20 protein-coding genes and 1 tRNA gene are annotated in these 20,168 nt (G+C 72.6%); 8 read left to right on the top strand and 13 right to left on the bottom strand.

Annotation, left to right across the window (positions count from 1 at the left end; translation table 11 throughout):
- Positions 1 to 12: 12 nt before the first annotated feature.
- The 4 genes from EDD29_RS06060 to EDD29_RS06075 all read right to left on the bottom strand — a co-directional run bounded on the left by EDD29_RS06060 (position 13) and on the right by EDD29_RS06075 (position 2,964).
- Positions 13 to 1,539, bottom strand: coding sequence for an MFS transporter (locus EDD29_RS06060; protein WP_123663108.1), 1,527 nt, complete (start codon positions 1,537 to 1,539; stop codon positions 13 to 15).
- A complete protein-coding gene (locus tag EDD29_RS06065; protein ID WP_123663110.1) occupies positions 1,540 to 2,196 on the bottom strand; it encodes an LppX_LprAFG lipoprotein in 657 nt (218 codons plus the stop codon). It abuts the gene before it with no gap.
- Positions 2,197 to 2,240: 44 nt separating this feature from the next.
- Positions 2,241 to 2,777: a DUF2283 domain-containing protein gene (locus EDD29_RS06070; protein WP_123663111.1), complete on the bottom strand. Its 537-nt coding sequence runs from the start codon at positions 2,775 to 2,777 to the stop codon at positions 2,241 to 2,243.
- 113 nt (positions 2,778 to 2,890) lie between these two features.
- A tRNA-Ile gene (locus tag EDD29_RS06075) sits at positions 2,891 to 2,964 on the bottom strand.
- A 250-nt stretch (positions 2,965 to 3,214) separates the two neighbouring features.
- Between EDD29_RS06075 and EDD29_RS06080 the strand changes: the two genes are divergently transcribed.
- Entirely contained in the window at positions 3,215 to 4,552 is a 1,338-nt protein-coding gene (locus tag EDD29_RS06080) for a dipeptidase (protein ID WP_123663113.1), read from the top strand.
- Positions 4,553 to 4,665: 113 nt separating this feature from the next.
- Here EDD29_RS06080 and EDD29_RS47580 read toward each other — a convergent pair whose 3' ends face one another.
- A complete protein-coding gene (locus EDD29_RS47580; RefSeq protein WP_281280848.1) occupies positions 4,666 to 4,788 on the bottom strand; it encodes a hypothetical protein in 123 nt (40 codons plus the stop codon).
- 262 nt (positions 4,789 to 5,050) lie between these two features.
- Between EDD29_RS47580 and EDD29_RS06085 the strand changes: the two genes are divergently transcribed.
- Genes EDD29_RS06085 through EDD29_RS06095 form a run of 3 tightly spaced genes read left to right on the top strand, consistent with a single transcriptional unit; the run spans position 5,051 to position 8,389 of the window.
- The gene (locus tag EDD29_RS06085; protein ID WP_123663115.1) at positions 5,051 to 6,604 is read left to right on the top strand and encodes a circularly permuted type 2 ATP-grasp protein; all 1,554 of its coding nucleotides are present in this window, start codon (positions 5,051 to 5,053) and stop codon (positions 6,602 to 6,604) included.
- Positions 6,601 to 7,545, top strand: coding sequence for an alpha-E domain-containing protein (locus EDD29_RS06090; protein ID WP_123663117.1), 945 nt, complete (start codon positions 6,601 to 6,603; stop codon positions 7,543 to 7,545). The genes EDD29_RS06085 and EDD29_RS06090 overlap by 4 nt, the downstream gene beginning before the upstream one ends.
- Before the next feature lies 1 nt (position 7,546).
- A complete protein-coding gene (locus EDD29_RS06095; RefSeq protein ID WP_123663119.1) occupies positions 7,547 to 8,389 on the top strand; it encodes a transglutaminase family protein in 843 nt (280 codons plus the stop codon).
- A 59-nt stretch (positions 8,390 to 8,448) separates the two neighbouring features.
- Here EDD29_RS06095 and EDD29_RS06100 read toward each other — a convergent pair whose 3' ends face one another.
- Together EDD29_RS06100 and EDD29_RS06105 are read right to left on the bottom strand one after the other, a co-directional pair.
- The gene (locus tag EDD29_RS06100; RefSeq protein ID WP_123663121.1) at positions 8,449 to 9,204 is read right to left on the bottom strand and encodes a neutral zinc metallopeptidase; all 756 of its coding nucleotides are present in this window, start codon (positions 9,202 to 9,204) and stop codon (positions 8,449 to 8,451) included.
- Positions 9,205 to 9,334: 130 nt separating this feature from the next.
- Positions 9,335 to 10,468, bottom strand: a complete 1,134-nt coding sequence (locus EDD29_RS06105) for an ROK family transcriptional regulator (protein ID WP_123663123.1) — start codon at positions 10,466 to 10,468, stop codon at positions 9,335 to 9,337.
- Between the two features lie 127 nt (positions 10,469 to 10,595).
- Here EDD29_RS06105 and xylA point away from each other — a divergent pair, with 127 nt between their 5' ends.
- On the top strand, positions 10,596 to 11,741 hold the full coding sequence (xylA, locus tag EDD29_RS06110) for a xylose isomerase (protein WP_123663125.1): 1,146 nt from the start codon (positions 10,596 to 10,598) through the stop codon (positions 11,739 to 11,741).
- Complete coding sequence (xylB, locus tag EDD29_RS06115; protein ID WP_123663127.1) at positions 11,738 to 13,114, top strand: xylulokinase; 1,377 nt, start codon at positions 11,738 to 11,740, stop codon at positions 13,112 to 13,114. The genes xylA and xylB overlap by 4 nt, the downstream gene beginning before the upstream one ends.
- Before the next feature lie 117 nt (positions 13,115 to 13,231).
- On the opposite strand, the gene EDD29_RS06120 is transcribed toward xylB, so the two are convergent.
- The 3 genes from EDD29_RS06120 to EDD29_RS06130 form a co-directional block, all read right to left on the bottom strand.
- Positions 13,232 to 15,280, bottom strand: a complete 2,049-nt coding sequence (locus EDD29_RS06120; protein WP_148085886.1) for a hypothetical protein — start codon at positions 15,278 to 15,280, stop codon at positions 13,232 to 13,234.
- A gap of 67 nt (positions 15,281 to 15,347) precedes the next feature.
- Positions 15,348 to 15,536 carry a DUF397 domain-containing protein gene (locus tag EDD29_RS06125; protein WP_123663131.1) on the bottom strand — a complete coding sequence of 63 codons (189 nt, stop codon included), beginning with the start codon at positions 15,534 to 15,536 and terminating at the stop codon, positions 15,348 to 15,350.
- A 35-nt stretch (positions 15,537 to 15,571) separates the two neighbouring features.
- Positions 15,572 to 16,438 carry a helix-turn-helix domain-containing protein gene (locus EDD29_RS06130; protein WP_123663133.1) on the bottom strand — a complete coding sequence of 289 codons (867 nt, stop codon included), beginning with the start codon at positions 16,436 to 16,438 and terminating at the stop codon, positions 15,572 to 15,574.
- A 193-nt stretch (positions 16,439 to 16,631) separates the two neighbouring features.
- Between EDD29_RS06130 and EDD29_RS45275 the strand changes: the two genes are divergently transcribed.
- Both EDD29_RS45275 and EDD29_RS06135 read left to right on the top strand, forming a co-directional pair.
- Positions 16,632 to 16,970 carry a hypothetical protein gene (locus EDD29_RS45275; protein ID WP_170201307.1) on the top strand — a complete coding sequence of 113 codons (339 nt, stop codon included), beginning with the start codon at positions 16,632 to 16,634 and terminating at the stop codon, positions 16,968 to 16,970.
- On the top strand, positions 16,967 to 17,374 hold the full coding sequence (locus EDD29_RS06135) for an ATP-binding protein (protein ID WP_170201308.1): 408 nt from the start codon (positions 16,967 to 16,969) through the stop codon (positions 17,372 to 17,374). Before EDD29_RS45275 ends, EDD29_RS06135 begins: the two co-directional genes overlap by 4 nt.
- Before the next feature lie 14 nt (positions 17,375 to 17,388).
- Here the strand turns inward: EDD29_RS06135 and EDD29_RS06140 are convergent, their stop codons facing one another.
- The 3 genes from EDD29_RS06140 to EDD29_RS06150 all read right to left on the bottom strand — a co-directional run bounded on the left by EDD29_RS06140 (position 17,389) and on the right by EDD29_RS06150 (position 19,977).
- Positions 17,389 to 18,486, bottom strand: coding sequence for a hypothetical protein (locus tag EDD29_RS06140; RefSeq protein ID WP_148085887.1), 1,098 nt, complete (start codon positions 18,484 to 18,486; stop codon positions 17,389 to 17,391).
- Positions 18,487 to 18,583: 97 nt separating this feature from the next.
- Positions 18,584 to 19,669 carry a hypothetical protein gene (locus EDD29_RS06145; RefSeq protein ID WP_123663139.1) on the bottom strand — a complete coding sequence of 362 codons (1,086 nt, stop codon included), beginning with the start codon at positions 19,667 to 19,669 and terminating at the stop codon, positions 18,584 to 18,586.
- A gap of 80 nt (positions 19,670 to 19,749) precedes the next feature.
- Positions 19,750 to 19,977 carry a hypothetical protein gene (locus EDD29_RS06150; RefSeq protein WP_123663141.1) on the bottom strand — a complete coding sequence of 76 codons (228 nt, stop codon included), beginning with the start codon at positions 19,975 to 19,977 and terminating at the stop codon, positions 19,750 to 19,752.
- Between the last annotated feature and the right edge of the window lie 191 nt (positions 19,978 to 20,168).

Consider the following 20,168-nt stretch of genomic DNA (forward strand, 5'->3'; position numbering starts at 1 on the left):
GGATACCGGGGGTTACGGCTGTCCGGAAGTCGTGGACGCTTCGTCGAGTGCCTTGCCGAGCGTGACCGCGGGCACGGCGGCGGGCCGCGCGGACACCGCGAGGGAGAGGACCGCGCCCGCGAAGCAGAGCACCGCGGTGATGAGGAAGATCTCCCCGTACTCGGTGTGCAGAGCGCGCTGGAGCCCTTCCTGGTAGACCGCCAGTTCCGCCTTGAAGTCCGGGTTGTCGAACGGCATCGGCACCGCGAGCCCCGCGACCAGCTCGGAGAACCTGTGGAACCCGTACGCCGAGACCGCGGCGATACCGAGCAGCATGCCCATCATCCGGGACACCACGACGGAGGAGGACGCCACGCCGTGCTGCCCCGAAGGCACGAGCCGGAGGATCGCCGACGACACGGGCGCGATGACGAGCCCGAGGCCGAGCCCCGCGACGGCGAGGTCCACGTCCATCCGCGGGAGCGGCCCGTAGGCGGCGGCCGCAGGGTCGAGCGGCCAGCCGGAGACCAGGAGGTAGCCGCATCCGGCGAGCGCCATGCCCGCCGCCAGGGGGATCCGCTCGCCGACGCGTCTGGCGACCACGCCTCCGGCGACCGCCGCGAGGGCGAGGGCGACGAGGAAGCGCGAGAGCAGGAACGCGCCCTCGGTGGTGGTCCGCCCCAGCAGGGTCGTGGCGACGAGCTGGACGTCGACGAGCGTCACCATCAAGGCCGCGCCGGAGAGGAGGCTGACGGAGAGCACCGCGAAGACGGGCCCTTTACGGACGCCGCTGAGGTCCAGGAGCTTGTGCGGCGTGCGGTACTCCCAGACGGCGAACAGGACGAGGGCGCCGGCCCCGCCGGCGATCATCGGCAGGCCGTACGAGGGCAGGGCGCCGGTCTCGGGCTCGGCGTTGTAGGTGCCGACCACGAGGAGCCCGAGGCCGATGGCGAGCAGGAGCCCGCCCGCGACGTCCACCTTGCCGGTCCGCTCGGGGCGTCCGGACGGCACGGTGAAGTGCAGCGCGACCATGGCGGCCAGGGCGAGCGGGATGTTGATCCAGAAGAGCCCGCGCCAGCCTATGAGCGCCGCGAGGCCCGCGCCGTACAGCGGGCCGAGGACGCTGCCGAGCTCCTGGAGCGCCCCGACGACGCCGAGGACGACGGGCCTGCGCCGCTCGTCCCACAGGTCGCCCGCGAGCGCCATGGTGATGGGCAGGAGGGCACCTCCCGCGATGCCCTGGAGCACCCGTCCGGCGACCAGGACGCCGAGGCCCTCGGCGGCCGCGGTGAGCGCGGAGCCCGCCGCGAACGCCAGCAGGCAGGCGTGCAGGACGGCCCGGCGGCCGAGCCTGTCCGACAGCTGGCCGAGCAGCGGCATCGCCGCGACGTAGCCGAGCAGGAAGCCCGTGATGACGGGGATGAGGCGTTCCGGACGGTTGACGGGGACGCCGAGATCCCCGCCCATGTCCAGGAGCACCGTGACGATCACATAGGCGTCGAGCGACGCGAGCAGGACGACCGCCCCGCCGGTGCCGAGCGCCAGTCGGCGGCCGGCCATCTACTTCGGGGCCTTGATCTCGGGGTTCGCGTTGAAGTCGTTGAGCGAGAGCGTCGCCGAGCCGCCGGGGAGCTCCATCCGGACCTTGGTGAGCCGCTTGGTGGCCTCGTCGATCCAGACCGAGCCCTTGAGGTCGGTGGTGACGGCGACGCCGATCGCGGAGACCGCCGCGGCCGGAAGGGTGGCGTCGATCTTGGCCGCCCCGTCTTCGACGGCCGTCGTCTTGGCGTCCTTGGCCTGCCGGAGGAGGACGGGGATGCCGCGCTGCGGGTCGAGGATGGCGGCCGGGTCGAGGAAGCTGGTGATGGCCGACTTGTCCGTCTTCGCGTAGGCGCCCGAGAGGTTGTAGTACAGATCCTCGCCGAGGAGGACGAACTTCACCTCGACCGTCATGCCCAGCTGCGCGGCGGTCACCGAGCCCTGCGCGTCGCCGCTGCGGAGCAGGTCGCCGTTCATCGCCTTGACCGGGATGTCCGGGGTGCCCTCGGTCGTCAGGCCGAACGCCACGCTGGAGATCTCCGTCATCGCCGTCGCCGACTGCTCCAGCAGTTCCTTGGCGGGCGGCAGGTCGGAGGCGCCGGACTTGTCTTCGGCGCTGCATCCGGCCAGGAGGGCGACGGCGAAGACCGCCGCGAGGAGGGTGCGAAGTCTGGACATGGCGGTGAGCCTAGTCAGTGGAGACTGATTCGGGACAGGGTCCGTCACGGCTCCGCCGGGTGGGTGCGCTGCCGCATCCCCTCGGGCAGCCGGACCGCCGCGTCGAACAGCTCGATGCCGACCAGCTCCCCGGAGTGGGCGAAGTCGAGGATCGCCGCGAGCTCCCCGTCGCGGCCGTCGAGCTCGAGCTGGTCGACGGCGTCGCCGTCATGGTCGAAGACGCCGGAGAAACCGATGTAGGCGCTGTTGGAGGCCGGCTCGTGCACGACCCTGACCCGGTGGAACGGCGACGGGAAGCCCAGATCGGGCCTTCCCCACAGCCGGAGCCGGTGGCTCATCTCCGAGCCCGTCAGCACCCCCCAGATGACGCCCTGAACGAGCTGGAGCGCCTGCACGGCGTCCTCACCGGCGATCTGGTACTGCCCGTCCCACTCGCCGAGCCCCTCGATGGCGTACGGGCACGCCCACTCCCCTTCGCCCTCCGGGTCGAGGTAGGGCTGGCCGATCGACACGACGACGTCGCCGACCCCTTGCCCGTCGACGTCGTGGAGTTGCAGCACCCGCCTGGCGATCACGTTCACACCGACGACCTACCGCAATCCCCGGTCGCGCAACCCCCACATTCCCGAGCCGCCCCGTCATGCGCACGGTCAGAGCCGGCGGAAGGGTGATCACCCCCGAGAGGGGGGAAGGGTGGGGCGGGTGGGGCTCGAACCCACGACCGGCGGATTATGAGTCCGCTGCTCTGACCGGCTGAGCTACCGCCCCCCGTTTGACGCTTCTACCTGCGCTTTCCCCGTAATCCGGCAAGATCATCGCAGCGGATGCCGGGAGAGGGCAGGGGACTCAGGCCCGTGGGAGGCCTTTATCCGCACCAAGAGTGTAGAGCGGACGGCGGCCTGACGGTTCCCCCACCGCCGGAAATCACGGTGAGACGTCGTCGCCGGCACCCCCGCGCCGGGGCGGGGACGCCGGTGGGGCATGCTCGGGAAGTGACCATGGAATAGGGGAGGGGCCAGTGAGCGAAGCGTTGCGGACGAGGGTGCGGGGGCTCATGGGGAGGGCCCGTGACGATCTCGCGGAACTCGTGGCGTTCCGGTCCGTGTACGACCCGAGCCAGTACCCCGAGCAGGAGTGCCGGGGCGCCGCCCAATGGGTGCTCGACGCGTGCAGGGCCGAGGGCCTGACCGACGCGGGGCTCCATGAGATGCCCGATGGGTCGGTGGCCGTCGTGGCCCGTAAGGCCGCGCCCGCAGGCAAGCCGACGGTTCTCCTCTACAGCCACTACGACGTGCAGCCACCCGGAGACGAGACGGCCTGGCTGACCGACCCGTGGCATCTCACCGACCAGCCGGACGGCCGCTGGTACGGGCGCGGCGCGGCCGACTGCAAGGGCAACCTCGTGATGCACCTGACGGCTCTGCGCGCGCTGGGTCCCGACCTGCCTGTGGGGGTCGTCCTGGTCGCCGAGGGGTCGGAGGAACAGGGCGGGGCGGGGCTTGAGGAGTTCGTGCCGGCGCACCCCGACCTGACGCGGGCCGACATCGTGCTCGTCGCCGACAGCGGGAACGTCGAGGTCGGCGTCCCGACCTTCACCCGGACGCTGCGCGGGACGGTGAACGTCGTCGTCTCGGTGGCGACGCTGGAAGGGCCGATGCACTCGGGCTCCTACGGCGGCCCCGCGCCGGACGCCCTCGTCGCGCTCATCCGCGTCCTCGGCTCACTGCACGACGAGAAGGGGAACGTGACGGTCCGGGGGCTGGAGGCGGACCAGCGCTGGGCGGGCGTCGCCTATCCCGAGGACCGCTTCCGCGCGGACGCCGGGGTCCTGGACGGGGTCGGCCTCACGGGCGGCGGGACGGTCGCCGACCACGTGTGGGCGCGGCCCGCCCTGACCGTGCTCGGCATCGACTGCCCGCCCGTCGTCGGGTCGGCCGCGGCGGTCCAGGCGAGCGCGCGGGCGCGGCTGAACCTGCGCGTGCCGCCGGGCACCGACGCGCACGAGGCGCTGCGGCTGCTCACCGCGCACCTGGAGGAGGTCGCTCCCTGGCAGGTGAGGCTGACGGTCGAGCCCGAGGCGGTAGGTGAGCCGTTCAGCGCGCGCACGGGCGGCCCGGCGTACAACCTCATGAGCGAGGCGTTCAAGTCGGCGTTCGGACAGGACCCGGTGAGTCAGGGCCAAGGCGGGTCGATCCCTCTGTGCACGGTCTTCCAGCGGACCTATCCCGACGCGGAGATCATGCTGTTCGGGGTCGAGGAGCCCTCCTGCCTCATCCACGCGCCCAACGAGAGCGTGGACCCGTCCGAGATCGAGCACTTCGCTTACGCCGAGGCCCTGTTCCTCGGCTCCCTCTAGCCGCTTCACGGCCGGGCCGTCCGCGTCGGTACGCGCGGGCGGCCTGCGGGCGTTCGCGGGAACGCAGAATCCCCGTCGGCCCCTGGGGCGAACGGGGACGAAGTCGCGCGGGATCAGATCTGGGTGCGCCGAGGGTTGGCGGTGTTGGTCGGCCAATCGGCGAGAGCGGCGGCCACCTCGTCGGCGGCGGTGTTCTCGTTGGTCTCCTCGGACACGGAAACGGGCTGATCGGTCACGGCGTTCCTCAACTCGGCTGGTTCGACGGACGGCTCGCCGGTCGAAAGAGAGGGGACCGGTTCAGTCGTCATGGAAGACCGTCTTTCAACGGGGCAGCGATCTTACCACTCCATATTATCCGGACATTCCGCACGGTCACCACTCATCAACATGTGGCAAACCACTCATGTTTACCGGTAACCGGGAGGAATGGCGTGAGTTGACACGATCAGGGATCAAGCTTCACTCGCCTGAAACAGACGCGACCTACTGTGCCGAGCCATGGCGGACATCTTCGATGACTATCAGCCCGCGGCGGCCTGGGACGAGATGTTCGAACGTGCCGGAGTGCCCCGGGCGGCCTACGGGCCCGTCCTGGCGGCGCTGCAACCGCTGGACCCGGCCGAGCTGCGCTTCCGGGCCGACCAGCTGGCACGCGTCTTCACCGACCGCGGCGTCACCTTCGACTACGCGGGGGAGGAGCGGCCCTTCCCCCTCGACCTCATCCCCAGGGTGCTCGACGCGCTGGAGTGGCCCACCCTGGAGCGCGGCGTCCGGCAGCGGGTCCTCGCCCTGGAGTCCTTCCTCGCCGACGTCTACGGGCCCGGTGAGATCTTCAAGGACGGCCTGGTGCCGTGGCGGCTCATCAGCACCTCCGCGCACTTCCACCGCGAGGTGAGCGGGCTCACGCCGCCCAACGGGGTGCGCGCCCACATCTCCGGCATCGACCTCATCCGTGACGAGGACGGGCGCTTCCGCGTCCTCGAAGACAACGTCCGCACTCCGTCCGGCGTGAGCTACGTCATGGAGAACCGGCTGGCGATGACCAGGACGTTCCCCGGGCTCTTCGCCGAGCAGCACGTCCACCCCGTCGACGAGTACCCCGCCCGCCTGCTGGCCGCCCTGCGCGCGTCGGCGCCCCGCGACGTCGCCGACCCCGTGGTGGCGGTGCTCACACCCGGCGTCGGCAACGCCGCGTACTTCGAGCACACCCTTCTGGCCCGTCTGATGGGCGTGGAACTCGTCGAAGGCCGCGACTTGATATGCGCGGGGAACCGCGTCTACATCCAGACGACGCAGGGACGCCGCCCCGTACATGTCATCTACCGCCGCATAGACGACGCCTACCTCGACCCGCTGCACTTCAACGGGGGGAGCGTCATCGGCTGCCCCGGCATCGTCAACGCCGCGCGCGCCGGCAACCTCACCATCGCCAACGCGGTCGGCAACGGCGTCGCCGACGACAAGCTGATCTACACCTATGTGCCCGAGATGATCCGGTACTACCTCGGCGAGGAGCCCGTCCTGGACAACGTCGAGTCCTACCGGCTGGAGGACCCCGACGTCATCTCCTGGGTGCTCGACCGGCTCGACCGGCTCGTCCTCAAGCCCGTCGACGGGGCGGGCGGCAAGGGCATCGTCATCGGCCCCCACGCCGACGCCGCGACCCTCGAGGCGCTGCGCGAGACCGTCGTGCGGGACCCGCGCGGCTGGCTCGCCCAGCGGCCCGTCTCGCTCTCGACCGTGCCGACCCTCACCGACCGCGGGCCGGCCCCCCGGCACGTCGACCTGCGCCCGTTCGCGGTCAACGACGGCGAGGACGTGTGGGTGCTGCCCGGCGGCCTCACCCGCGTCGCGCTGCCCGAAGGGGAGCTCGTCGTGAACTCCTCCCAAGGCGGCGGCTCGAAGGACACCTGGGTGCTGGCCGCCGACCGGTCGTCCGCCCAGGCCCCCGAAGACCCGCCCATCCCCTTGCCCCGCACCTTCGCCGACGTCACCGTCCCGCAGGGCGGGCCCGGTCACGGGTCGACGATCGAAGGAGCACAGCAGCAGTGAGCACAGGACTGCTCAGCCGCATCGCCGAGACCCTCTTCTGGATCGGCCGCTACGTCGAGCGCGCCGACGACACCGCCCGCATCCTCGACGTCCACCTGCACCGCATGCTGGAGGAACCGTCCGGCGACGTGGACGCCGGATGCCGCGCCCTCTCGGCGATCCTCGGCGTGCCGCCCGGCGACGGCCGCATCGACATCGGCACCGTCCTTTCCCGGCTCGCCTACGACGACGGGACGCCTTCGGCCATCGCCGGCGCGCTCCAGGCGGCCCGCACGGGCGGCCGCAGCGTGCGCGAGGTCATCTCCACCGAGATGTGGGAGTGCCTGAACGTCACCTGGCACGAGCTCGACGACCGCCGCCGCGCCGCCGAGCGCCTGGGCCCGCACGTCTTCCTGCGCTACGTCAGGGAGCGGGCCGCGCTGTTCTCCGGCCTCGCCGACGCGACCATGAGCCGCGACGAGGGCTGGCACTTCCTCGTCCTGGGACGCAGCGTGGAGCGGATCGACATGACGGCCCGGCTGCTTTCGCTGCGGATGCCGTCGGCGTCCTACGCGCCCGACTGGTCGATGCTCCTTAGAGCCAGCGGGGCGGACGAGTCCTACATCCGCACCCACGGGGGCACCGGGGAACCCCGCCTTGTGGCGGCGTTCCTCCTCCTGGACAGGCTGTTCCCCCGCTCGGTCCTGCACGTGCTGACCCTCGCCGAGGACTGCCTCGCCGTCCTGGACCCCGACCCCGCGCGCGCCGGGTTCACCGACGCGGCCCGGCGCCCGATCGGCCGGCTGCGCACCCGGCTGGAGTACACCGACGCCGCGCAGCTGCTGGAACAGCTGCCGGAGCTGCTCACGGCGCTCCAGCACACCTGCGTACGCGCCACCGAGGCGGTCGCCGACAAGTACTTCCAGTACGCGCTCCCCGTGGCCTGGGAACAGGAGGGCTGAGATGGGCTGGCGACTTCAGATCACGCACACCACCCGCGTCTCCTACGACGGCGACGCGCGCGCTTCTTACAACGAGGTGCGGATGGCGCCTTTGACGCTCCCCGGCCAGACCGTCCTGGGCAACCGGCTCACGGTCGAGCCGCACGTGCCCGTCTGGTCCTATTGGGATTACTGGGGAAGCGAGGTCTCGTCCTTCGACCTGCAGGGGACCCACGAGGAACTCGTCCTGGTGGCGCGCAGCACCGTGGAGACCAGCGCGCCCGCGCCCCTGCCGGACTCCCCGAGCTGGTCGGAGCTGCCCGCCTGCGTGGAGAGCCTTCGGCTGGAGGAGTACCTCGTGCCCACGCCCCGCACGGAGCTGTCGGCGGACCTCGCCGAGGAGGTCCGCGCGCTGACCGCGGGGGCCGAGCCGCACGAGGCGGCGCTGCTGGTGTCCGGACGGGTCCACGACCGGCTCGCGTACGTGCCGGGCGTCACGAGCGTGTACACGAGCGCGCAGGAGGCGTGGGAGGACGGGCGGGGCGTCTGCCAGGACTTCGCGCACCTCGCCGTCGGAATGCTCAGAGAGGTCGGCCTGCCCGCGCGCTATGTCTCGGGCTACCTGCACCCCGACCCTTCGGCCTCCCCAGGGGACACCCTGGAGGGCCAGAGCCACGCGTGGATCGAGTACTGGGCGGGCGACTGGGTGCCGTACGACCCCACCAACGGCATCTCCGTGGGCGAGCGCCACGTGACCGTCGCCCGGGGCCGCGACTACACCGACGTGCCGCCGCTGAAGGGGATCTACCACGGGGCCCCGAGCAGCACCATGGACGTCCGGGTGGAGGTCACCCGGCTGGGCTGAGGCGCGTGCGGGGCCGGGCCCCTGACCGTGCGCCCCGCCGGTCAGGGGCCTCTCCCGGCTCAGGAGGAGGCGAGGCAGCCGGCGACGCCGCCGATGCGGCCCTTGCCGAAGGCGCTCACGCGCTCGATGGAGTCGCCGTGACTGCTCGGGTCGGCCCAGGGGCTCTCGTCGCCGAGGGTGGTCAGGCCCGCGCTGATCTCGGCGGTGTCGCCGGGCTCCCACTGGAGGATGCCGTCAGTGGTCGAGCCGTACAGGACGGCGCCGGCGAGGCAGTCGGCCTGGAGCTCGCCGGCCACGTCCACGAGGCTGTCGTCGAGGCGGTTCTGGATGGCGTGTCCCCACTCGTGCGCGACGACCAGGTAGATCCAGGCGTCGCCTTGCGCGTAGCCCTCGCGCATGAGGTTGAAGTCCCAGGCGACGTAGTCCTCCTGGATGCAGTAGTAGGCGTTCATCTCGGCGGCGGGCTCGCCGGAGCAGGTGAAGCGGTTCGGGTCGGTGCCGGAGTAGGAGCCGCGGACCTGCGGCGCGCTGTAGGTGCCGGTGAAGAACTCGCTCCAGTGGGTCTGCCAGTAGGTGTTGACGACCTCGACCGCGTCGTTGATCTCCTGGGTGACCTCGGAGTCGGAGAAGGACTGGTTGGCGGTCGGGACGCCGGGCTCCTCGGTGGCCGGGCCGTCGCCGGTCTGCGGCGCGTCGGTCTTCACCGAGGTCTGCGGGGTCGGCTGGACCGCGACGGGATCGCCGAGCTGGAAGGTGCAGGCGGACGTCGCGAGGACGGCCATGAGGGAAAGCGGAAGGAGGCGCTTGAACAGCATTACTGGATCGCTCCGTGCAGATCAGGGCGGGGGATCTACCACCTACTCTGACTCCGCAAATGCGACACAGGTTCTGTGCGCGGGGCACCTTCCCACATCCGTTGTCTTCCCGACATAAGCCAGAGGCCGGTCAGGCGCCGGAGCGTCCGGCGTACGTTCCCGGCTCCCGGATGACGCGCTGCAGCACCTGGCCGGCGGCGCCCAGGACCGCGGCGTCGGGACCGGTGGTGGAGGCGGTCAGCGCGGGCAGCGCCGGGCGCAGGCGGGCCAGGCGCTGGGCGAGGACCTCGCGGACCGCGGGGGCCAGCCAGGGGAACAGCGGGGCGTAGACGCCGCCGAGGACGATCGTGCCCGGGTCGAGGAGGTTGACGGCGGAAGACAGGGCGACGCCCAGGGCGTGCCCTGCGCTTCGGCAGGCTTCGAGGGCGGAGAGGTCGCCGGAGGCGAGGGCTTCGGAGGAGGGCAGGGTGTCCCGGCCCGCGTACACCTCAAGGCAGCCGGTCGCCCCGCACCGGCAGGACGGGCCCTCGGAGGAGACGGCCACATGGCCGAGTTCCCCGGCGACGCCCAGGACGCCCCGGTAGAGGGCGCCTCCGCTGACGAGGCCCGCTCCGACGCCCGTCTCCCCGGAGACGTACAGGAAGTCCGCCGGGGCCTCGCCGAACTCGCGTTCTCCGAGGGCCGCCATGTTGGCCTCGTTCTCGACGGTGACGGGCCGGCCGAAGAGGGCGGCCACCTCGACGTCGCGCCAGCCGAGGTTCGGCGCGTTGTGCACCCGGCCCCGTCCGACGGGCCCGGGGATCGCCAGGACGGTGCCCGCGATCAGCAGGTCGGACGCTTCGGAAGCGGCCTCGTCCCCTAGCGCGCGCACGGCGGCCAGGACGTCTTCCGGCCGCTCCGCGCGGTTGTCCCGGTGGATCACCTTGCGCACGCGTACGTCGCGCGTCAGGTCGACGACGCACGCGGCGAGGTAGGCGACGTTGACCTCCAGGCCGAGGGCGGCCACCCGGTCGCCGCTCAGGCTGACCTCCACGCCGGGCCTGCCGCGCTCCCCGCCGGAGACGGCCGGGGCCTCCCGCACCAGCTCGGCGTCCAGCAGATCGGCGACCAGCCGGGACACCGTCGTCTTGGTGAGCCCGGTCAGCTCGGCCAGGGCCGCGCGGGTGAGCGGCCCGCCGCGGGCCACCTCGCCGAGGACGAGTCCGAGGTTCTGCGCGCGCATCGCGCCGTGCCGCACCGGCGCCTGTGTGGGGTTCGCGTGCATGGGCTTGACGATGTCACCTCCATCGGGTCTTATTAAGTACATAATATGGACTAAATCCCCCGGTCCTACCGAAGTCAAGCCGGTCGGATCCCTCCCGCCGGTTCCGTCGCTCGAAGAGGAGCAGCCCGTGACCGCCTACACCCCGAGGCCCGAGGACAAGTTCACGTTCGGTCTGTGGACCGTCGGCTGGGAGGCCCGCGACCCGTTCGGCGACGCCACCCGCGCGCCCCTCGACCCCGTCGAGTCCGTCCACAAGCTGGCCGAGCTGGGCGCCTACGGCGTCACCTTCCACGACGACGACCTCCTGGCCGTCGAGAAGGACCGCGCCAAGGCGATCGAGCGCTTCAAGGGCGCGCTGGCCGACACGGGCCTCAAGGTCCCCATGGCCACCACCAACCTCTTCACCCACCCCGTCTTCAAGGACGGCGCCTTCACCAGCAACGACCGGGACATCCGCCGGTACGCGCTGCGCAAGGTCATCCGCAACATCGACCTCGCCGCCGAGCTGGGCGCCACCACCTACGTCTGCTGGGGCGGCCGGGAGGGCGCGGAGTCCGACGGCGCCAAGGACGTCCGCGTCGCGCTGGACCGCTTCAAGGAGTCCTTCGACATCCTCACGTCCTACGTGATCGACAAGGGCTACGACCTCCGCTTCGCCATCGAGCCGAAGCCGAACGAGCCCCGCGGCGACATCCTGCTGCCGACCATCGGCCACGCCCTGGCGTTCATCAACTCCCTGGAGCACCCCGAGCTCGTCGGCCTCAACCCCGAGGTCGGCCACGAGCAGATGGCGGGCCTGAACTTCGTCCACGGCATCGCCCAGGCGCTGTGGCACGGCAAGCTCTTCCACATCGACCTGAACGGCCAGCACGGCCCCAAGTACGACCAGGACCTGATCTTCGGCCACGGCGACCTGAAGAGCGCGTTCTTCCTCGTCGACCTGCTGGAGAACGGCGGCTACGAGGGCCCCCGCCACTTCGACTACAAGCCGCTGCGCACCGACGTCGACGTGTGGCCTTCGGCCGCCGCCAACATGCGCACCTACCTGATCCTCAAGGAGAAGGCCGCCGCGTACCGCGCGGACCCCGAGGTGGCCGAGGCGCTCGCCGCGAGCCACGCCCCCGAACTGGCCCGCCCGGCGCTCGCCGAAGGCGAATCCCTCGCCGACCTGCTCTCCGAGGACTTCGACGCCGAGGCCGCCGGGCAGCGCGACCGCGCCTACACCCGGCTCAACCAGCTCGCCATCGAGCACATCCTCGGGGTCCGCGGATGACCGCACCCCGACTCGTCGCGGGCGTCGACTCCTCCACGCAGAGCTGCAAGGTCGTCGTCCGCGACGCCGTCACCGGAGCCCTCGTGCGCGAGGGCTCCGCGCCGCACCCGGCGGGCACGTCCGTCGCGCCCGCGGCCTGGTGGAGCGCGCTGGAGACCGCGGTGGAGCGCGCCGGAGGGCTCGCCGACGTGGCGGCGCTCTCCGTCGGCGCGCAGCAGCACGGCATGGTCTGCCTGGACGGCTCCGGGGAGGTCGTGCGCGACGCGCTGCTGTGGAACGACACCCGGTCGGCGCCCGACGCGGCCGACCTTGTCGCCGAGAAGGGCGGCGCAGAGAAGGGCGCCGCATTCTGGGCCGAGGCCGTCGGCAGCGTCCCGGTCGCGTCGTTCACCGTCGGCAAGCTGCGCTGGCTGGCGCGCAGCGAGCCGGCGAACGCCGCGCGCACCGAGGCCGTCTGCCTCCCGCACGACTGGCTGACGTGGCGGATGACCGGCGCGCTCGTCACCGACCGGGGAGACGCCTCGGGCACCGGCTACTTCTCCCCGGCGACGGGCGAATACCGGACCGACCTCCTGCGCGACGCGTTCGGGGCGGTCCCCCGGCTGCCCGAGGTGCTCGCGCCGCGCGCGCAGGCCGGCACGTGGAACGGGATCGCGGTCGCCCCCGGCACCGGCGACAACATGGCGGCGATGCTCGGCGTCGGCGGTCGGCCCGGCGACGTCGTCGTGTCGATCGGCACGTCCGGAACGGCCTTCGCGGTCGCGTCCGCGCCGAGCGCCGACACCACCGGCAAGGTCGCCGGGTTCGCCGACGCGACGGGCCGCTACCTGCCGCTCGTCGCGACGCTCAACGCCGCCCGGGTACTCGACGCGGCGGCGGCCACCCTCCGGGTGTCCCTGCCGGAGCTGAGCGACCTCGCCCTCTCGGCCCCCTCGGGCTCCGACGGGCTCATCCTGGTCCCGTACCTGGAGGGAGAGCGCACGCCCAACCTCCCGGACGCGACCGGCACCCTGCACGGCATCAGGCTCGCCAACTCCACGGCCGCCCACTTCGCACGGGCCGCCGTCGAGGGCCTGCTCTGCCATCTCGCCGACGCGGTCGACGCCCTGGGAATCGCCCCCGAACGCGTCCTCCTCATCGGTGGCGGCGCCCGCTCGGAGGCCGTCCGGCGCCTTGCCCCGGCCATCTTCGGCCGCCCGGTCCTCGTGCCGGAACCGGCCGAGTACGTGGCGATCGGCGCGGCCCGCCAGGCCGCCTGGCTCCTCTCCGAAGGCGCCGAGCCGCCCGAGTGGGAGGCCGCGGGCACCGTCGAGTGCACCGCCGCGCCGACCCCCGAGGTCCTGGCCCGCTACCGCGAGGTGGCAGGCCGCTAGACCAGGGACCGGGCGTCCCGGAGGGGTGGACGCCCGGCCCCGGCCCGCGGTCCGCGAGGTGGCAGGTCGCTGGACCAGGGACCGGGTGTCCCGGAACGGTGGGCACCCGGCCCCGCCCTAGGCGGGCGGCTCCAGCAGGGCGAGGCCCGGGCCGAAGCCGACCAGCAGGCGGCCGGACGGGGTCCACGCGCAGGCCAGGGACGCGTGGGTGAGACGGACGGGGGGCGCCAGGAGTGACGGGTCCGGCGCGTGCCAGAGCGACATGACGCGGAAGTGGTTCGTCGAGGCGATCAGGGGCCGGGGGCCGCCGGACACCGCGAGGGTCTGAGCCACTCCGTAGGAATCGCCTGCGAGCCGTGCGACGATCCTCCCGTCCGAGACGCGGCTGAGCGCCACGCCGCCGTCGTAGGTCGTGCAGGCGAAATGGGCGACCCCGTCGAGCGCGGTGGCGGCCGCGGCGTAGACGTCGCCGCCCGTGCCGATGGTGCCGAGGAACTCCGCGTCCTCGACGGCCCACCGCTCCGGGCCGAGGTTGTAGATCGCGCCCACCCGCAGGGCGACCGTGCGGTCGCCGTCGCGGGCCCCGGCCAGGGCGCAGACGCGGAACGAGCCCGCGGAGCCGTCCTGGCCGAACGCGGGAGAAGGCTCGGACCCCGGCGCCCACGCCCGCACCGCGCCGTACCGGCCGTAGGGTTTCGGCCCGGGGACCGCGACTCCGGCGAGGACGCGCAGAGTTCCGTCGGCGCCGGTGTGGCAGAGCGCCGTGACCTCCTCGTCCGCCCCGAGTGCGGTCTCGGCGAGCACCGCGCCGTCGGCCGGGGAGACCAGCCGGAGGAAGCCCGCGCCGCCCAGCACCACGGCGGGACGCCCGCCGTGCGCCACCACGTCGACGGCGCCGACGCCGGAGCCGAGCAGGACCGCCGTCGCGGCGCCGGGGTCGCGGGCGAGCGCGCCGAGGTCCCACAGGCGGGCGTCGCCGTCCTCGTCGAGGGAGACCGCCGCCTCGGCCCCGTCGAGAACGAAGCCGACCAGCGCGCGGACGGGGCCGCCGTGCCAGGCGGGGGCGTCGTCGGGGACCTCGGGGTCCCACACCCACGTGTCGCCGGGATCGTCCCGGGACCACGCGAGCGCGGCGTAAGCGAGGGTTCCTTCCCCCGCGGCCAGGAAGCCCCCGCTCGACGCGCGGCACGGCAGGGGGTCGCCGACCGTCCGCCCGGTCAGGAGGTCGAGCACGACGGCGGGCCCGGACAGCCGGGCGAAGGCGGCGAGATCCGCGGCCTCCTCGGCCCGGCCGGGGGTGTTGACCAGGGCCACGGGCCTGCCGCGGAGCAGGCCGAGGCCGCTGACGGGCGCGTCCGGGCCGTCGCCGTCGGACGTCCACAGCGGCGCGCCTCCGGCCAGCGGGTACAGCCCGGTCCTGCGCCGCCCGGCAACCAGGGCGTATCCGGCGGCGACGGAGATCGACACGGCCTCCTCGACGCCCTCGAACACCAGGGGCCGCCGGGTCTCCGCACCGGTGCGCGGATCGCGGACCCGCACGAGCGGTCCGTCGCCCGTCAGCAGGAGGGGTTCGCCGTCGAACCCGGCGGCGGCGATCGGTCCTTCGTGCTCCTGGGTCCAGGCGCAGACCTCCGCGCCCGTCTCGGCGTCCCAGACGCGGTAGTCGGGCTCCCACGGGGCCCGCGCCGCCACCAGGCAGCGCCCGTCCACGGCGACGGCGGTGAGGCCGCGCGCCGCGTGGGAGAACCCGGTCTCCCAGGCGTTCATCAGCTCCATCCCGGGCACCGCGTGCATCGCGACGACCGAGCGGGGGGCGCCCTTGGCGTACACCGTGGACGCGGCGAGGACCACGGGCACCCCGAGCAGCGGGGAGAAGCCCGTCGTAGGCTCGTCCCACTCCTGCCGCGGCTCGCCCTCGGCGAAGGCGGTCCCGCCGTCCGGCCGCCTCCACCCCGGCACCTCCCGGTGGACCAGCCACCCCTCCGCCGCCACGGCCCGCAGCCCGACCTCCCCGTCGAACCGCCCCACCACCCGCCTCCCCAGCCCGGCCCCGCCCGCCCAAACGACCCGCCACCCGCCCGCGTCGCCGAGGAAGACCCCGCGCCCCGGCTCCATCCCGTGCCCGTCCCACAGCATCAGGCCCCTTCCGACCACCCGAGACGGCACGGACGATCCGCAGGCCCGCGCCGACCGGTAGACGGGGAGAACCGGCCCGGAGTTCACCGCACCGCGATCACCCCCGCTCTTTCACCCCGCCCGCGAACGCCCGCCACGCCCGCCGCGACAATTCCAACGCCCCCAGCCCGGGATTCTTCGAATCCCGCACGGCGACCGCGTCGCTCTCGGAGACCTCTACGCACGAGCCGTTCTCGTCGCTATGGCTACTTTTGCGCCATGGGGTGATACGGGGTTGTTCAGGCATCGCTTCTTCCAGGTGTCCCCGAGCACCGGCACGGGTCAGATCATCTCGCCGGCGATCCGGTCGAGGATCGCCCGGGAGTCATCGGGACTGAGTGCTCGGGCCCTTAGATGGTCGAAGACTTCAGAATAGGCGTTTATGTCCGAGGAATCCTCCAGGTAGAGGCAGCCGAGGCGGTATTGGACGTACACGACCTCGGGGTCGGCGGGCTCGGCGAAGGAGAAGAGCTCGAAGGCGCCTGCGTTGCCCGGGTGGGATCCGGCGGAGAACGGAAGGACCTGGAGCGTGATGTTGTTGCGCCAGGACAGCTCCACGAGGTGGTGGAGCTGCTCGCGCATCACCGCGCGTCCGCCCACTTCGGTGCGCAGAGCGCTCTCGTGAAGGACCGCCCATACGTCGATGGGCCCGGCTTCGGTGAGTCGTTCCTGTCGCTTGAGGCGTACTGAGACCTTGCGTTCGAGTTCATCGCCATCGGGGACGGTGATCCCGGAGCGCATGACGGCGCGGATGTAGGCCTCGGTCTGGAACAGGCCCAGGACCAGTTCGGGCTGATAGGTGCGTATCTCGGCCGCCTCCTCCTCGAGTCCGACGTAGAAGGCGAACCAATCGGGGATGGCTCCTCCGTAACGCTGCCACCAGCCGCGCTGGCGGCTCTGCCGTGCGAAGGTGACGAGGAGCTCGGTGCGCCGGTCGTCCAGGCCGTACAGCCTGCACAAGGCGAGGACGTCGGCGGGCTTCGGCGCGTGAAGTGCCGCTTCCATCCTTGTGACGGTCGCCGGTGCGATTCCCGCGTACTTCGCGGCCTCCTCCCGGGTCTTCCCTTGCTCCTTTCGGAGCCTGCGCAGCTCGGAAGCGAGCCGCCTCCGTCGCACCGTCGGGCTGGTCCTGGGAAATCTTCCGCTCACGGTTCGTCCTTTTCGGGCCGGTTGCAGGTAATTCTGAGCCTTGAATTTTTGAGCTAGTTCATAAACGTGCTGGACAAGAAAGCGGAGTGCATCTCAAACTCAAAGAGTAGTGAGACGGATGCGTTCCGGCGTGCGATCGGGGGATCTCCCGCGCGCTGAGCGCATCGGTCCATCGAGAACCGGAGCGGTGAAGATGAGTGCTTCTGTCATGGCGAGTGCGCGGTTCGGGGGAGCATGGCCGGGCTGGGTGGGGGAGGGTGCGGCGGCGCGGGCGGTGCCCGCGAACGTGACGCGCCTTCTCCTGCTGGCCGACCTGTGCCGGGGGCTCGGCGAGCGGGGGTGCCCTTCCTACCTCGTCAATCCCGCGTCGGGCGGGGCGGTGCTGCGGGTCGGGCGGGCGGTGTCCGGGATGCTCGCGGTCGCGGCGGCCGAGCGGGCCGGAGGCTGGGTGTGCGCGTGGGGCGGCCGGTGGGCGGACGTCCGCCACGTCGACCGGGTCGCGGCGCATCTGGCCGGGACGGCCGCCGCGTGACCGGCTCCGGCGGGTGCCCCGGGCGGGTCACCGTCGTGCTGCCGGGCGACCTGGCGCAGGTCGCCCGTGCCCGCCATGTGCTCGGCGCCTGGCTGGGCCGCGCTCACCCCTGGCACGACACGGCGGTGCTGCTCCTGTCGGAGACCCTCGCCAACACCTGCGCGCACAGCGACTCGCGGCTGCCCGGCGGCCTCGTCGAGTTCACCGCCGAGACCGCGGACGGCGGCGTCCGCATCGGCGTGGTCGACGCCGGAGGCGGCGGCGCACCCCTCGTCGCCCGCCTCGCCGGAAACGACGACGAGCACGGTCGCGGCCTCTGGCTCCTGAACGCCCTCGCCAAAGAGTGGTCCTCCCGGAGCCTGCCCGACGGCCGCCGCGAGGTGCGCTTCATCGTGGACGCCTGAGGCTTCGCGGGTCATCAGGAAGTGAGAGCGGGGAGGGGCAGCAGGTGGAGGGTCTCGGGGCGGGGTCCGTCTTCGCCGTGTGTTGCGCTGTCGGTCCACAGGACATGGGCCTGGGTGAGGCTGAAGGCCGCGTTGTTGTCGGTGTCGGAGAGCCGCAGGGCGGTGGCTGTGCGGCTGTCGTAGAGCCAGATCGAGGGGATGGGCGTCTCGGCCGTGGGGACGGTGGTCCACGCTGCGAACGGGCCCGCCGCCTCGACGGACGACGGCTGGTGGGGCAGGTCCCAGTCCCTTCCGCCGTGCCGCAGCCGAAGCCCGCTCATGCCTTCGCCGTTCCGCCAGACGCTCAGTTCGGCGGAGAGCCCTCTGGGCCCGGATTCCGGGACGTGCTCCACGATCTGCCCCTCGGCGTCGAGGATCACGGTGCCCCGGGGCATCCAGGTGTCTCCCGTGTGGAGGGTGGCGAAGCGGCGGCCGGCGGGGCCGAAGCCGGTGAGGCTCGTGGCCGTGCGCCAGAGCCGGGGCTTCGGGGCGGCGAGGTCGGCCGAGTAGACGGAGGGCGTGCCCTGCGGGCCGGGTGAACAGGCCGAGAACCACAGGCGGCCCTCGGCGAGGAAGATCGGGGAGAGGCCGATGCCGCACCGGGAGCGCCACTTCGACCCGTCGGCGACGACGCGGGTCCGGCCGCTCCGCCGGTCGTGCAGCATGATCTTCCAGTCTTCGTCGGAGAACGAGGTCTCGGCCCAGGCGACGTAGCGGTCGTCGGCCACGACCGGCCGGAACCGGACGCCGTCCGCCGGGTCGTCCGACGGGTTCTCGCGCAGGGTGGCGGTGGCCCGGCCCGTCCGGGGGTCGACGAGGACCAGCGAGCGGGTGAGCCGCCGGGCGTCCAGGAGGGAGCCCGCGACGAGCCCGTCCGGTGTCACAGTGGCGGCGTGGAGCCGCAGCCCCGGGCGCATCCGGGCGCTGAACGACACGATCGCCGCCGCCGCGCCCGGGTGCGCCTCGGCGAGGTCCATGACGACCGGGGTGCCGCCCGTCCCGGCCTGGGGAGCGGACGGCCCGGCGCACGCGACGACGGTGGCCACGAGCGAGCACATCACGACAAAGCGCAACAAAGCGGATTCCAAGCTCAGATTTGGGGAAGTCGCGCAAGCTTAGGGCGGTCTCCGGATCGCGGGCCTACCGGCCCGGTCGGCGTGGGGCACGAGGTCAGGCGAAGAGGGTGGAGAGGGGGAGGAGGGAGTACTCGCCGGGGGCGGAGAAGGAGTCGGCGAGGAGGAGGTGATCGGGGGTGAGGACGGCGAACGAGGGGGTGGGGAGGCGGTAGACGGTGTCGGTCCCGGTGTCGAAGAGCCACGCGGTGCCGACGGGGTCTTCGGCGGTCCAGGCGGCGAAGCGGCCCGCGGCGACGGGGGCGGCCGAGGTCCGGTGCGGCACCCACTCCTCGCGGCCGTCGTGGCGCAGGCGCAGTTCGGTCCTGTTCGCGTCGGAGAAGACGGTCACGTCGGCGCTCGCCGCCATGAGGAGGCGGCCGCCTTCTGAGATCACCTCCTTGCGCGTCCCGTCCGGGGCCAGCCTCAGAACCTGTCCGGGGTCGTCGCCCTTCAGGCTCTGCCTGACGACGACGTCTCCGTCCTCGGCGACGCCCAGCAGCCCCGCGTGCGCGGCACGGACCACGGGCGCCGGGTCGGCGACGGCGGCGGAGAAGACCGCCTGGTCGGCGGAGCCGTCGCAGGCCGTCCACCACAGGCGGCCTGCGGTGAGGAAGAGGCCGTCGTTAGGGGCGCAGGCCGGTTCCTTGCGGCCGGTCTCGGCGACGACCGACGTGGTCCTCTTCGCGCGGTCGTAGAGCATGACCTTCGCGTCCGTGTAGTTCAGGCCGGGCGTCGCCTCGATCCAGGCGACGTGGGCGCCGTCGGCCGCGATGGGCCGGAACTGGGGTGTGTCCACGGCGTCCTTCGCTGGGCGCTGCTCGCGCGCAGTCTCCTCTACCTTTCCCGTCTTCGGGTCGACGAGCACGATCGCGTGCGCCCGGGATTCCCCGTCGAGCAGCGACCCGGCGACGAGCCCGTCCGGCGTCACGGTCTTGGCGAGGAGCCGAAGACCGGGCCGCACCTCGGCGTCGAACGCCTCCGTCACGTCGTCCGCGAAGCCATGGGTCTGGGCGAGATCGCGCACGACCGCGGGACTCGGCACCGCGGACGGCCTGAGAGCGGCGGGCACCGTCCCGGGGGACGAGCAGGCGGCCGAGGCGGCGACGGCGACGGCGACGAGACCGAGGGCGAGGCGGCGCAAGTGATCTCCCGGGGCGAGGGCGGTTGAGAATCCCGCGCCAGCCTAGAACCCCGTTCGACGGACTGGTTCCGGTGACCCCGCTACGAGGCGAGGGCGGACAGGGGGAGGAGGTGGACGGTGTCGGCGAGAGAGAAGACGGCGACGATCTCGTCAGGGGCGGCGGAAGGGATCGGGGCGTCCTGGCCGGTCGTCCACAGCAGGTGGGAGCCGGTGAGGACGACGGACGCCGGCGAACCGGGAAGGCGGAGGGCGGTGGCGGTGCGGCTTCGTAGAGCCAGCCGGTGCCTGCGGGGTCGGCGGCGGTCCACGCGGCGAAGGGGCCCGCGACGGAGGCGGGGAGGCCGGTCTGGTGCGGGAGGATCAGGTCGCGGTCGCCGTGGCGGAACCGCAGGAGGCCGTTCTCCGACCCTGCGAGCTCCAGGACGCTGAAGTCGGCGTCGGCGGCGAATTCCAAAGGATCCCCGTCCGCGACGGTCTTCGTCGGCTCACCTGAGGCGTC

The sequence above is a fragment of the Actinocorallia herbida genome (assembly GCF_003751225.1).
Lineage (GTDB): Bacteria > Actinomycetota > Actinomycetes > Streptosporangiales > Streptosporangiaceae > Actinocorallia > Actinocorallia herbida.